This is a genomic window from Listeria immobilis, from assembly GCF_014322765.1.
Classification (GTDB): domain Bacteria; phylum Bacillota; class Bacilli; order Lactobacillales; family Listeriaceae; genus Listeria; species Listeria immobilis.
This window is the reverse complement of sequence record NZ_JAASTZ010000004.1, coordinates 194,672-208,191: the sequence shown is the minus strand read 5'-3', so window position 1 is coordinate 208,191 and position 13,520 is coordinate 194,672. Positions and strand designations below refer to the sequence as shown.

Annotated in this window: 8 protein-coding genes, 13 tRNA genes and 1 riboswitch; of the genes, 20 read left to right on the top strand and 1 reads right to left on the bottom strand. The window is 38.4% G+C overall.

The annotated features are described in order from the left end of the window. The first annotated feature begins 6 nt into the window (after positions 1-6). The 18 genes from HCJ50_RS04435 to HCJ50_RS04350 all read left to right on the top strand — a co-directional run bounded on the left by HCJ50_RS04435 (position 7) and on the right by HCJ50_RS04350 (position 9,239). Positions 7-79, top strand: a tRNA-Ala gene (locus HCJ50_RS04435). Between the two features lie 55 nt (positions 80-134). Beyond that, positions 135-208, top strand: a tRNA-Met gene (locus tag HCJ50_RS04430). Positions 209-219: 11 nt separating this feature from the next. Continuing rightward, positions 220-293, top strand: a tRNA-Ile gene (locus HCJ50_RS04425). Positions 294-315: 22 nt separating this feature from the next. Then, positions 316-405 (top strand) — tRNA-Ser (locus HCJ50_RS04420). A gap of 43 nt (positions 406-448) precedes the next feature. Beyond that, a tRNA-Met gene (locus HCJ50_RS04415) sits at positions 449-522 on the top strand. Between the two features lie 4 nt (positions 523-526). Beyond that, positions 527-602 (top strand) — tRNA-Asp (locus HCJ50_RS04410). Between the two features lie 4 nt (positions 603-606). Beyond that, positions 607-679, top strand: a tRNA-Phe gene (locus HCJ50_RS04405). A gap of 27 nt (positions 680-706) precedes the next feature. Next, positions 707-779: transfer RNA gene (locus HCJ50_RS04400), tRNA-His, on the top strand. Positions 780-804: 25 nt separating this feature from the next. Continuing rightward, positions 805-875, top strand: a tRNA-Gly gene (locus HCJ50_RS04395). 26 nt (positions 876-901) lie between these two features. Next, positions 902-975 (top strand) — tRNA-Ile (locus tag HCJ50_RS04390). A 6-nt stretch (positions 976-981) separates the two neighbouring features. Then, a tRNA-Asn gene (locus tag HCJ50_RS04385) sits at positions 982-1,054 on the top strand. Between the two features lie 34 nt (positions 1,055-1,088). Then, positions 1,089-1,179: transfer RNA gene (locus tag HCJ50_RS04380), tRNA-Ser, on the top strand. Positions 1,180-1,184: 5 nt separating this feature from the next. After that, a tRNA-Glu gene (locus tag HCJ50_RS04375) sits at positions 1,185-1,256 on the top strand. 62 nt (positions 1,257-1,318) lie between these two features. Further along, the gene (locus HCJ50_RS04370) at positions 1,319-2,494 is read left to right on the top strand and encodes an MFS transporter (protein WP_185349168.1); all 1,176 of its coding nucleotides are present in this window, start codon (positions 1,319-1,321) and stop codon (positions 2,492-2,494) included. Positions 2,495-2,568: 74 nt separating this feature from the next. Further along, positions 2,569-2,675: riboswitch (SAM riboswitch) on the top strand. 107 nt (positions 2,676-2,782) lie between these two features. Next, the gene (gene metE / locus HCJ50_RS04365; RefSeq protein ID WP_185349170.1) at positions 2,783-5,080 is read left to right on the top strand and encodes a 5-methyltetrahydropteroyltriglutamate--homocysteine S-methyltransferase; all 2,298 of its coding nucleotides are present in this window, start codon (positions 2,783-2,785) and stop codon (positions 5,078-5,080) included. A gap of 19 nt (positions 5,081-5,099) precedes the next feature. Then, positions 5,100-6,227, top strand: a complete 1,128-nt coding sequence (locus HCJ50_RS04360; RefSeq protein ID WP_185380591.1) for an aminotransferase class I/II-fold pyridoxal phosphate-dependent enzyme — start codon at positions 5,100-5,102, stop codon at positions 6,225-6,227. After that, positions 6,217-7,389, top strand: a complete 1,173-nt coding sequence (metC, locus tag HCJ50_RS04355; protein WP_185349173.1) for a cystathionine beta-lyase — start codon at positions 6,217-6,219, stop codon at positions 7,387-7,389. The genes HCJ50_RS04360 and metC overlap by 11 nt, the downstream gene beginning before the upstream one ends. Continuing rightward, positions 7,386-9,239: a bifunctional homocysteine S-methyltransferase/methylenetetrahydrofolate reductase gene (locus tag HCJ50_RS04350; protein ID WP_185395530.1), complete on the top strand. Its 1,854-nt coding sequence runs from the start codon at positions 7,386-7,388 to the stop codon at positions 9,237-9,239. Before metC ends, HCJ50_RS04350 begins: the two co-directional genes overlap by 4 nt. Positions 9,240-9,278: 39 nt before the next feature. Here the strand turns inward: HCJ50_RS04350 and HCJ50_RS04345 are convergent, their stop codons facing one another. After that, entirely contained in the window at positions 9,279-10,217 is a 939-nt protein-coding gene (locus tag HCJ50_RS04345; protein WP_185395531.1) for a 1,4-dihydroxy-2-naphthoate polyprenyltransferase, read from the bottom strand. 174 nt (positions 10,218-10,391) lie between these two features. Here HCJ50_RS04345 and HCJ50_RS04340 point away from each other — a divergent pair, with 174 nt between their 5' ends. Then, complete coding sequence (locus HCJ50_RS04340; RefSeq protein ID WP_185395532.1) at positions 10,392-11,780, top strand: isochorismate synthase; 1,389 nt, start codon at positions 10,392-10,394, stop codon at positions 11,778-11,780. Beyond that, the gene (menD, locus tag HCJ50_RS04335; protein ID WP_185395533.1) at positions 11,777-13,519 is read left to right on the top strand and encodes a 2-succinyl-5-enolpyruvyl-6-hydroxy-3-cyclohexene-1-carboxylic-acid synthase; all 1,743 of its coding nucleotides are present in this window, start codon (positions 11,777-11,779) and stop codon (positions 13,517-13,519) included. Before HCJ50_RS04340 ends, menD begins: the two co-directional genes overlap by 4 nt. Position 13,520: the final 1 nt, after the last annotated feature.

The following is a 13,520-nucleotide window of genomic DNA, read 5'->3' as shown; positions in this document are numbered from 1 at the left end:
TATAATGGGGCCTTAGCTCAGCTGGGAGAGCGCCTGCTTTGCACGCAGGAGGTCAGCGGTTCGATCCCGCTAGGCTCCACTTGATTCATATTTAATCCACATTATTAGAAAGAAAATGGTAGCCTTATTATTATGGCGGCGTAGCTCAGCTGGCTAGAGCGTTCGGTTCATACCCGAGAGGTCGTGGGTTCGATTCCCTCCGCCGCTATTTTCAATCTTGGACCTTTAGCTCAGTTGGTTAGAGCAGACGGCTCATAACCGTCCGGTCGCAGGTTCGAGTCCTGCAAGGTCCACTTGTCACTTTATTATTATCATGGAGGAATACCCAAGTCTGGCTGAAGGGATCGGTCTTGAAAACCGACAGGCGGGTAATACCGCGCGGGGGTTCGAATCCCTCTTCCTCCGTTTTTTTCACTTGTGATATGTGGACTAAATTTAATATTATTGTCGCGGGGTGGAGCAGTCTGGTAGCTCGTCGGGCTCATAACCCGAAGGTCGTAGGTTCAAATCCTGCCCCCGCAATAGTGGTTCCGTGGTGTAGGGGTTAACATGCCTGCCTGTCACGCAGGAGATCGCGGGTTCAAATCCCGTCGGGACCGCCATTATGGCTTGGTAGCTCAGTTGGTAGAGCACTTGATTGAAGCTCAAGGTGTCGGCAGTTCGATTCTGTCCCAAGCCATTCTTTTTAAAACATTTTTGCCTTATGGCGGATATGGCGAAGTGGTTAACGCACCTGATTGTGGTTCAGGCATTCGTGGGTTCGATTCCCATTATCCGCCCTTTGTTTTTAAAACTTATTATTATGCGGGTGTAGTTTAGTGGTAAAACTACAGCCTTCCAAGCTGTTGTCGTGGGTTCGATTCCCATCACCCGCTTTTTACCATGAATCTAGTTTTACTGAGGGCCTATAGCTCAGCTGGTTAGAGCGCACGCCTGATAAGCGTGAGGTCGATGGTTCGAGTCCATTTAGGCCCATTTTATTCCACAGTAGCTCAGTTGGTAGAGCAATCGGCTGTTAACCGATCGGTCGCAGGTTCGAGTCCTGCCTGTGGAGTTATTCTTTCAAAAAGAATAGAATCTTTATATCTGGGGAAGTACTCAAGTGGCTGAAGAGGCGCCCCTGCTAAGGGTGTAGGTCGCTCGCGCGGCGCGAGGGTTCAAATCCCTCCTTCTCCGCCAGATATGGCCCGTTGGTCAAGCGGTTAAGACACCGCCCTTTCACGGCGGTAACACGGGTTCGATTCCCGTACGGGTCATCCAAAAAACAATGTCGAATTTCGACATTGTTTTTTATTTATTAAAATTTCGGAGGCTGTTTATGAGTTCTAAAGGGAAATTTTGGATATTAACAATGGTTGTTGCCATCTCTGGATTGTCGCAAGGGGTACTATTACCACTGATTGCTATCATTTTAGAAGGTAAGGGTGTTAGCGCTTCAATAAATGGTTTTCATGCTACAGGAATTTATTTAGGTGTTTTACTTATTTCACCATTTATTGAAGCACCATTGCATAAGTATGGTTATAAGCCGATTATATTAGTTGGTGGAGGGCTAGTTGCCATTGCAATGCTAATTTTCCCAGTCTGGTTTAATTTGTACTTTTGGTTTGTGCTACGATTATTAATTGGGGTGGGAGACCATATGTTACATTTTTCTTCACAGACGTGGATTGGAGCAATGAGTGATCCTAGTAAGCGTGGGCGGAATATGGCTCTATATGGATTATTTTTTTCATTAGGATTTGCGATAGGTCCGCAATTAGTTAACTTAGCAGAAATTAATGTGAATTTACCGTTCTTTCTTTCTGGTGTTTTGGTATTGATTGCCTGGATATTTGTTTGGTTTCTTAGGAATGATTTTGTTGGAGAGAAGGCAGATATTCGAAAAATTTCTTTTTGGGGTAGTTTAAAACGATTTTCTGATGTTTTTAAACTAGCTTGGGTTGCGATGATTCCTCCATTTTTATATGGCATATTGGAGACAGGACTTAATGCAACATTTCCTATTGTAGGTTTACGTGATGGTTTAGATACGATGATGATAGCGATAGTGATTTCATCCTTCTCAGTTGGAACGATTATTTTTCAAGTGCCGATTGGGATTATTAGTGATAAATTTGGTCGAGGTCGAGTGTTACCACTTTTGACGGGAACGGGTGCTATAGTATTTGTCTTAACAGCTTTTGTTAAAATTCCTGTAATGTATGTGATTTTTTTCTTTGTTTTGGGGATATTATTAGGATCACTTTACTCACTGGGACTATCATACATGACTGATTTGACTCCGCTTGAGTTACTTCCAGCTGGAAATATTTTGGTGGGGATGTGCTTTAGCTTAGGGAGTATTATTGGACCAAGCGCTACAGGAATTATGATTGGTGTTTTTGGAAATCAAATATTTTATTTTGTAGTTGCCGGACTCCTTCTAATTGGCTGTTTGTTGTTAGCTTTGGGAGCACATAAAGAGACTATAAAAAAGAAAATCGAAATTTAATGATTGACAGCTTTTAGTTGTAAGTGGTATGATAACTTCAATCTAATTTAAGTAATAAAAAACTAAATAAATTACTCTTATTATGAGTGGTAGAGGGACTGGCCCGTTGAAACCCAGCAACCTTTCAATTCGTTGAAAAGGTGCTAAATCCTGCGAAGTGTGATGCTTCGAGAGATAAGAGAGACTTAAAAAGTTTCATTGTATTTGTGTATCGAAACTTCCAAACCTCTCTAGTTCTCTAGGGAGGTTTTTTCGTTGGCAAAAAAATAAAGGATAGGGTGATAAGTTATGGTAAAGGCGATTAGTTCAAATTTGGGGTATCCGCGACTTGGAGAGAAGCGCGAATGGAAACGTGCGTTAGAAAAATTTTGGAATGGATTAATTACAGAGCAAGAATTACTAGCTGAAACAAAAACTTTGAGATTACACGCACTAAAAAAACAACAAGAAAAAGGAATTGATTTAATTCCAGTGGGTGATTTTAGTTTTTATGATCAAGTACTTGATACAAGCGTAACTTTTGGTATTATTCCAAAACGATTTCAGCATGATGGTGGAAAAGTATCACTAAATACATACTTTGATATTGCTCGTGGAAAAAGTGAGGCAGTTGCTTCCGAAATGACCAAATGGTTTAATACGAACTATCACTACATTGTACCAGAACTTGTGGATGCGACTCCTAAAGTATTGCATAATCGGTCCCTTTATTATTACGAAGAGGCAAAAAAAGAGCTTGGTATTGATGGGAAACCTGTTCTTATCGGTCCAATTACGTATTTAAAACTCGGAAAAGGTAGTAATGCAGAAAGTTTTGAAGCATTAGTGGATAAATTTATTCCAGCCTATATAGAAATTTTAACAGAACTAGAATCTGCTGGGGTTGAGTGGGTACAAATAGATGAGCCTTATTTAGCAACAAGTTTCGCTAAAGAAGAACTACAGTTATTTGAAAAAGTGTATAAAGAGTTTCAAAAAGCAACACCAAACTTAAAGATCGAGTTACAAACTTATTTTGAAAGTTTGGATTATTATGAAGAGGTAGTGAATTTGCCAGTTGCAGCAGTTGGGATTGATTTTGTTCATGATCACGGGGAGTCATTAAAGGCGTTAGAAACATATGGTTTTCCAGCAGATAAGTTTCTAGCAGCAGGAGTGGTTGATGGCAGAAATGTTTGGCGAAGTAATTTAGATGAAAAGTTAGAATTATTAAGCACTATTTCCAACTATGTTACTGATGGGAAACTAATTGTTCAGCCATCTAATTCGCTATTGCATGTACCAGTGACAAAATGGAGCGAACCAGAGCTAGATGAAATCATTCTTGGCGGTTTATCATTCGCTGATCAGAAATTAGATGAAGTAGTTGTTTTAACAAAAGCTTTAACATTAGGTAAAGAGCATGTGGCAACAGAACTAAAAGAAGCTCGATTGGCTGTTTTAGCTTTAAATGAATCTAGTCATCGAAATAATCTAGAAGTTCAAGCGGCAATTGCAAATTTGGAAAATATTCGAGTCGAACGAGATTTACCATTTGCTGAGCGAATTAAACTACAACATGCTTGGTTGCAATTACCATTATTTCCAACAACAACAATTGGTAGTTTTCCGCAGTCACCCGAAGTTCGTAGTACCCGTGCAGAATGGTTGAAGGGAAATATCACGGATGCAGAATATAATACCTTTATTGAAAAGGAAACAGCTCGGTGGATTCAAATTCAAGAAGATTTAGATTTGGATGTATTAGTTCATGGCGAGTTTGAACGGACGGATATGGTAGAATATTTTGGTCAAAAATTAGCAGGTTTTCAAGCGACGAAATTTGGCTGGGTTCAATCTTACGGTTCAAGAGCAGTTCGACCACCACTAATTTATGGCGATGTTGCTTTTACAGAAGAAATTACCGTGAAAGAAAGTGTTTATGCGCAGTCGTTAACGAAACGACCGGTGAAAGGAATGCTTACTGCACCTGTGACTATTATTAATTGGAGTTTTGTTCGGGATGATATTCCTGAAAGTACTGTCGCTAACCAAGTAGGCTTAGCTCTTCGTAAAGAAGTAGAAGCACTAGAGCGTAATGGTATTAAAGTCATTCAAGTGGATGAGCCAGCTTTACGTGAAGGCTTGCCACTAAAACGTGCAAGATGGGAAAAATATTTAAATGATGCCGTTTATTCATTTAAATTAACAACCACTTCGGTTCAAAACGATACACAAATTCATACCCATATGTGTTATTCAGATTTTGACGATATTATTGAAACTATAAGTGCTTTAGATGCGGATGTTATTTCTATTGAAACATCTAGAAGTCATGGGGAAATTATTTCGACTTTTGAAGAAGTGACTTATGATAAAGAAATCGGGCTTGGCGTATATGATATTCATAGTCCACGTGTACCAACAGTAGCAGAGATTCAAAGTAATATTCACCGCGCTTTACGTGCTATTGATGCAAAACAGTTTTGGATAAATCCTGACTGTGGTTTGAAAACGAGAAAAGAGCCGGAAACAATTGCTGCACTTCAAGATATGATTAAAGCGACAAAAGAAGTACGTGCGGAATATCAAGTATTAGAGAAATAAGGAATGGAGGAGAGGTAATATGGCAAAGCTGAAACAAGAGACAATAACTGCGCAAATTGGAAATAGAAAGTGTGAAAGAACGGGTGCTGTCAATATGCCAGTCTACTTTTCTACAGCTTACCAGCATGCCGATCTTGGAGTATCAACCGGATATGATTATACTAGAACGGGAAACCCAACGCGAGAGGCTTTGCAAGAAGCACTTGCAGATTTAGAAAACGGAACATATGCTTTTGCAACGAGTTCGGGAATGAGTGCTATTCAATTAGTTTTCCAACTTTTTAAAACAGGGGATCATATTATTAGCTCACAAGATTTATATGGAGGAACGTTTAGATATTTTGAACAGTTTGGTGCGCAGTATAATATTGGCTTTTCTTATTGGAATGGTGCGAATTTAACTGATTTAGAAAAATTACTTCTACCGGAAACAAAAGCGATTTTTATTGAAACACCAACTAATCCTTTGATGCAAGAAACTGATATTGAGAAAGTAGCGAATTGGGCAAAGAAATATAATTTGCTTGTTATTGTGGATAATACTTTTTATACACCAGTTATCCAACAACCTCTTAATCTTGGGGCAGATATTGTGATTCATAGTGCGACAAAATACCTTGGCGGACACAATGACGTACTAGCAGGTGCAGTTATTGTAAAAGATGATTCACTGGGAGATTTTTTCTTTCAGCAGTTAAATGCAACAGGGACAGTATTATCACCATTTGATAGTTGGCTTTTGATTCGTGGACTGAAAACGCTGGTACTACGAGTTAAACAGCATCAAAAGAATGCGCAAAAAATTGCGGCATTTTTGGAGACACATTCTCTTATTGAGGAAGTACGTTATCCTGGACGCGGTGGTATGATAAGTTTCTTTATTCGAGATGCCGCCCTTGTTTCACCACTTTTAAAACAGCTGGAGTTATTTACTTTTGCAGAGAGTTTAGGCGGGGTGGAAAGTTTGATTACATACCCAACAACTCAAACACATGCGGATATACCTATAGAGTTAAGAAATTCCTATGGTTTAACAGATAAGTTATTACGAATTTCTGTTGGAATTGAAGCAAGTGAAGATTTAATTGCGGATTTAGCACAAGCTCTAGATAAAGTGGCGGAAGAGGTGGTTTCTTATGGGGAATAAATATAATCAAGACACCACTGTTATAAAAGCGAGTTTAGGTATTGATAAAGAAACAGGTGCATTAAATACGCCTATTCATTTGTCGTCTACATTTCACCAACATGATTTTGATAACTACCATAAATATGATTATGCGAGGAGCGGCAATCCTACTAGAGATAAAGTAGAAGATGCAATTGCTTGCTTAGAAGGAGGGACAGATGGTTTTGCTTTTGCAAGTGGAATGGCTGCGGTCTCTGCGGCACTTTTAACCCTTTCAAAAGGAGATCATTTTATTATTGCAAAAGATGTTTATGGAGGGACTTTTCGGTTTGTGGAAAAGGTTTTACCGAGATTTGGAATTACGCATACCTTTGTAGATACTACTAATATTGATGAAATTGCTAATGCGTTTCAAGCGAATACGAAATTAGTGTATCTGGAAACACCGTCCAATCCATTATTACATGTTACTGATATTCGAACTGTTGCTAAACTTGCAAAAGCGAATGGTTGCTATACTTTTGTCGATAATACATTTTTAACACCATTAATTCAAAAACCACTTGAGTTAGGTGCGGATTTAGTAATTCATAGTGCAACTAAATTTCTTAGTGGGCATAGCGATATACTTGCAGGACTTATTGTTACCAATAATCCTCGTTTAGCGGAGGAAGTCTATTTCTTGCAAAATTCAACAGGGGGAGTGCTTGGTGTACAAGATGCTTGGTTATTACTTCGTGGTTTGAAAACACTCTCCGTACGGATGAAAGTAGGTGTTGAAACAGCTGAAAAAATAGCATTATTTTTATATGCGGAGCCGGGAGTTCAAGCTGTACACTATCCTGGATTACCTACGCATGCAGGCTATGATATTCAAGTGGAGCAAGCCACAAATGGCGGGGCAGTAATCTCTTTTGACCTTGGAAGTGAAGAAGCAGTGCGGCAATTTGTTAACCAACTAGAATTACCAGTATTTTCTGTAAGTTTAGGTGCGGTGGAAAGTATTTTATCTTATCCGGCAAAAATGTCACATGCGGCTGTTCCGGAAAAAGAGCGTTTGGCACAAGGGATTACGCCCGGTTTATTACGATTCTCAGCGGGATTAGAGAATGTGGATGATTTAATTGCTGATTTCAAACAAGCACTTTCATTTGTGAAGAAGGGAAGTGTGGCACATTGAATTTGCGAAAAGATTTAAGTGAAAAAGTACTAATTGCAGATGGGGCAATGGGGACATTACTTTATTCTTATGGGGTAGATCGTTCTTTTGAGGAGCTAAATTTATCCCATCCAGAAGATATTGTCGCAATTCATAAAGCTTATATTGGCGCAGGAGCAGATATTATTCAAACAAATACGTATGGCGCTAATTATATCAAATTAGCTAGATATGGTTTAGAAGATGAAGTGAAGCGAATTAACCAGGCAGCAATTCGGTTAGCGAAAGAAGCTGCACGTGGGACGGGTACGTATATATTTGGAACAATTGGCGGGATAAACGGTGCTACTGATGCACGACTTCCTGCAGCACCACTTGAAGAAATTAAGCGTAGTTTTCGGGAGCAGTTATATTGTTTTCTACTTGATGGGGTAGATGCGATTTTACTGGAAACTTACTATGATTTAAATGAACTAAAGACCGTTTTAAAAATTATACGAGAAACGACAGACTTACCAGTAGTAGCTAATGTTTCTATGCATGAACCTGGTTTGCTTCAAAATGGGCAAAAACTGCCAGATGCTTTAGCGGAACTAATTACGCTCGGTGCAGATGTTGTTGGAATTAATTGCCGACTTGGACCATATCATATGGCTCGTGCTCTTGAAACAGTGCCGCTATATGAGCATGCGTATCTAGCCGTTTATCCAAATGCAAGTTTGCCAGAAATGCAAGAAGGAAAAGTAGTTTATCAATCAGATACAGATTATTTTGCGCATTATGGAGAGGTTTTTAGACAAGAAGGAGCACGGATTATTGGTGGATGTTGTGGAACGACACCAGACCATATAAAAGCACTTCGAGATGGCTTAAAAACAACTAAACCTGTTTTAGAAAAGGAAGTTCGACCTATTTTAGAACTAGTACCAGAAGAAGCAGTGGATGAGGAATTAGGAGAGCGGTTATTAGATAAAGTAAAAGAGCGCTTCACTGTTTTAGTGGAACTTGATCCACCAAGAACATTTGATACAACGAAATTTTTTGAAGGAGCAAAAGCTTTAGATGAAGCAGGGGTAGATGCTATTACTATTTCAGATAATTCCCTTGCAAGTCCGCGAATCAGTAATATGGCTCTGGCTTCAATTTTAAAACATGAGCACGGAATTAAACCATTAATTCATTTGACGACTAGAGATCATAATTTAGTTGGAATGCATTCTCATGTGATGGGTTTTCATAAGTTAGGTTTGCATGATGTACTAGCAATCACTGGTGATCCGACCAAAGTAGGTGATTTCCCAGGTGCTTCTTCAGTTTTTGATTTACGCTCCGTAGAATTAGTACAATTAATTAAAAAATTTAATGACGGAATTTCCTATACTGGTAAATCTTTAAAAGAGAAAGCACGATTTCATGTCGGAGCAGCTTTTAATCCTAATGTATTGAATTTAGAAAAAGCAGTTCGTTTGATTGAAAGAAAAGTTGAATATGGCGCGGATTATATTATTACCCAACCAATTTATGATGTAAATAAAATAAAATTACTAAAAGAAGCACTTCAAAATGCTAATATTACTGTTCCGCTTTTCATTGGTGTGATGCCACTTTTATCAAGTCGAAATGCCGAATTTCTTCATAATGAAGTTCCGGGAATTAGGCTAACAGATGAAGTTCGAGAGCGCATGCGAGAAGCAGAAGAGAAGGGAAGAGCGAATGAGGAAGGAATGGAGCTGGCCTACGAAATAATGGATTCTATCTGCGACCATTTTCAAGGAATATATATAATTACGCCATTTTTACGTTATGATTTATCAATAGAATTAGCAAAATATGCTCAAAAAAAGCAACAAGTACCAATTGTTAGTAAATAAAAACAGGTTATCATCTCATAGGGGATGATAACCTGTTTTTTACATAAATAGATTTCGTGATAATAAACTTAACAGATAAGCAATTGCAAGGGTAATTCCAAAAATAGTGAGTGCTTTTGATGTGGACTTCATGGCTGGAATCATCGTGATTGGCGACGATTTACCGATGAAGCGTTTAACTGCACGAATTGCTTCTGGCAAACTAAGTAAAATCAGCAAGGTCCACCACGGCGCATTTTGAGTAAAAATAAGAGAAATTTCAAATACATAGCTAAAAAGAAAAGCAACAGCAAAGAGGACAGTTGCCCATTTACGTCCAAGTAAGATGGCTAACGTGAGTCGACCGTTTTTCTTATCCGGGTCTAAATCGCGAATACTATTAGCGAGTAGTAAGTTACCTACAAGCACCATTATCGGGATGGAAACGTAGACGATAAATGAACTAATAAATTCTGCTTGGATATAGAAGGAAATAAAAGTAATAATTCCTCCCATAAAGAATCCTGCCATAATCTCACCAAACGGGGTGTAGGCAATTGGATACGGGCCGCCTGTGTATAAAAAACCAACGAGCATGCAAATTGCGCCGAGTAAGCCAACATACCAATTGAGTTCCATTGATAAATATACGCCACCAAGGATGGATAAAATGTATAAAAAGATTGCAAGGAATAATATAAAACCTGGTCGCATTCCATTACGAACAATCGCGCCACCGTTACCAACCGAATGTTCATCGTCTTGTCCTTTTTTATAATCAAAGTATTCATTGAATAAATTAGCTGATGTTTGGATGAAGAAACAAGCAACTAACATGACAAGAAAACGTGTAAAATGAAAACTGGTATAACTCATTGCGACACTAGTTCCGAGAAATACAGGAACAAATGAAGCAACTAGTGTATGTGGACGAAGCAAGGACCACCATTTTTGAAAACCAGTTTGTTTCGTAAGTACAGATTTTGAAGCTTTACCCATGTTTTTCTCTCCTTTTTCACTTCCATATGTTTCAGATGTCTACCATTCATTTTAGGGAAATATTAGAACCACGTCAATAATTATTGCCGAAAAGGAAGAAAAAACGCAAATCAAGCAGTTTGGCTCGGTTTTTGGTATAATAGAAGATGTGAATGTAAAAGGAGAGATAAGCATATGAATACTAAATTGCCTCTTGATTTATTTAATCAAGCGAAACGTAGCGCAAGCCAAGATGAACCTGCCCTGTTTAGCTGGGTAACAGAACTTGATGAATTAGTGTCCCCAGTGAAATTATTTAAAAAGGCGGGTACTGCTTTTAAAGGTGAACGATTTTTCTGGCAAAATCCAGAAATGACACTAACAATGACTGGCTTTGGCGTTACGAAACAATTTTTGGCAGAAAAGAAAAAAGATGCTTTTCTTGGACTGCAAGAAAAAATTGAAAAACGACTGCGTTCAAGTGTAACTAATGCAACCGTAGATGCAACAGGTCCCCTTTATTTTGGTGGTTTTGCTTTTGATCCGGAACGTGATACAGAAAAAGAATGGCAGAGTTTTAAAGACGGCTTATTTTACTTACCATTATTTATGTTGACTAATAAAGATGGCAAAAGCTATTTAACGGTTAACTTATCTATTTATTCGGATGACACGGAGAGCAAATTAGAGGCTGTCTTTAACCAATGGCAAAAAATCATTCATCAAGAAGTTAATGAGGCAGAAATGGCTTTGCTAACTGATTCTAAAGAGCTAGGTAAAGAACATTTTATGGAAACCGCAAGTGAAATTATTGATTTAATCAACCATTCAGAGGATGTAAAAAAAGTGGTCCTAGCTAGACGGATGGGGCTTCGTTTCCAGCGACAAGTAGATAGTGCCATCATTTTGGAAAATATGCTAGAAACACAAGAAAACAGTTATTTCTTTCTCATTGAAAAAGGGTCTGGTGTATTCTTTGGAGCAAGCCCAGAGAGACTAATTGCTGTAAACAAGGATACGATTTATTCTTCTTGTGTAGCTGGTTCAACAGAGCGTGGTATGACGAAAGAAGAAGATGAGGAACTTGGAAATGCATTATTAAGTGATGTAAAAAATTTACAAGAGCATTCTTATGTTGTTCAAATGATGGAAGAGACTTTAAAACCATTTACAACGGGTCTATCATTATCCAGTCAACCTGTATTATTAAAAAATCGCGATATTCAACATCTATATATGAATATTACTGCAAAGAAAAAACCGGATGTAACTATGCTTGAAATGGTAAAAGCACTCCATCCAACACCAGCGCTTGGTGGACTACCACAAAAGATGGGTCTTGCAATTATTCGAATGAAAGAAGAAATGGACCGAGGACTATACGGTGCTCCAATTGGTTGGATTGATTTGAAAGGCCAAGGGGAATTTGCTGTGGCTATTCGATCTGGTTTAATTGTGGATTCGCAAGGAATATTATTTGCTGGTTGTGGGATTGTAGGAGATTCTATACCAAAAGAAGAATTAAAAGAAACTAAAGTTAAATTTCAACCGATGTTACGCGTACTAGGAGGCATGAAGAAATGACAAACCACGAACAAGTGCTGACAGATTATTTAGCTGCTTTTATTGAAGAGCTTGTACAGGCTGGTGTGAAAGAAGCAATTATTAGCCCTGGATCACGCTCAACACCTCTTGCACTAATGATGGCAGAGCATCCGATTTTGAAAATTTACGTGGATGTTGATGAACGCTCCGCAGGCTTTTTTGCTCTTGGTCTTGCGAAAGCATCTAAACGTCCAGTTGTTCTGCTTTGTACTTCTGGAACTGCTGCAGCGAACTACTTCCCAGCTGTTGGAGAAGCGAATTTATCACAAATCCCATTAATTGTTCTTACTGCCGATCGTCCGCATGAGCTAAGAAATGTGGGGGCACCGCAAGCGATGGATCAGTTACATTTGTATGGTACACATGTAAAAGATTTTACAGATATGGCTCTACCAGAGAATAGTGAAGAAATGATTCGTTATGCAAAATGGCATGGTAGTCGTGCAGTTGATATTGCTATGAAGACTCCTCGTGGTCCCGTACACTATAATTTTCCGCTTCGAGAACCACTTGTTCCGATTTTAGAGCCGTCACCATATACTGCAACAGGGGAACAACATCATCATGTACATATTTATTATACACATGAAGTTTTAGAAGACAGTGCTATTCAAAAAATGATTCGCGAATGTACCGGAAAAAAAGGTGTCTTCGTAGTTGGACCAATTGATAAAAAGGAAATAGAACAGCCACTGGTTGATTTAGCGAAGAAACTAGGTTGGCCTATTATTGCGGATCCACTTTCAGGATTACGTTCATACGGTGCAATGGATAATGTGGTAATTGACCAATATGATGCATTTATGAAAGAAGCTAAGATTTTACCTCAGCTGACTCCAGAAGTGGTAATCCGTTTTGGAAGTATGCCAGTGTCTAAACCACTTAAAAATTGGTTAGAAGCACTGAAAAATATCCGTTTTTATGTTGTTGATCCTGGTGCTGCTTGGAAAGATCCAATTAAAGCGGTAACAGATATGATTCACTGTGATGAACGATTCTTGCTAGATGTTTTACAAAAGCATATGCCTGCTGATGTAAAAAATGTCAATTGGCTGAATAGATGGATTACGTATAATGACACTGCTCGCCAAATTGTTATGGATGAAATGGCCAATACAACCTCCTTAGAAGAAGGGAAAATTGTTGCAGAATTACGGCGATTATTACCAGATAAAGCCGGTTTATTTATCGGTAATAGTATGCCGATTCGTGATGTCGATACGTATTTTCCACAAGTTGATAAAAAAATAAAAATGCTGGCTAATCGTGGAGCAAACGGTATTGATGGGGTAGTTTCATCAGCTTTAGGCGCAAGTGTTGTTTTTCAACCGATGTTTTTACTTATTGGTGATTTATCTTTTTATCATGATATGAATGGTTTACTTATGGCGAAGAAATATAAGATGAACTTAACAATTATTATAGTTAATAATGATGGAGGAGGAATTTTCTCTTTCTTACCTCAAGCTAAAGAACCAAAATATTTTGAGACGCTTTTTGGAACTTCCACTGAATTAGATTTTCGTTTTGCAGCTGCTTTGTATGATGCTGACTATCATGAAGCAACGTCAATAGATGCTTTAGAAGAAGCAGTAGATAAAGCGAATTTCCACAAAGGTTTAGATATTATTGAAGTGAAGACGAATCGTCATGAAAATAAGGCAAATCATCAATTGCTTTGGGACAAAATTGCGACAGCTTTAAAGGCACTTGATTAAT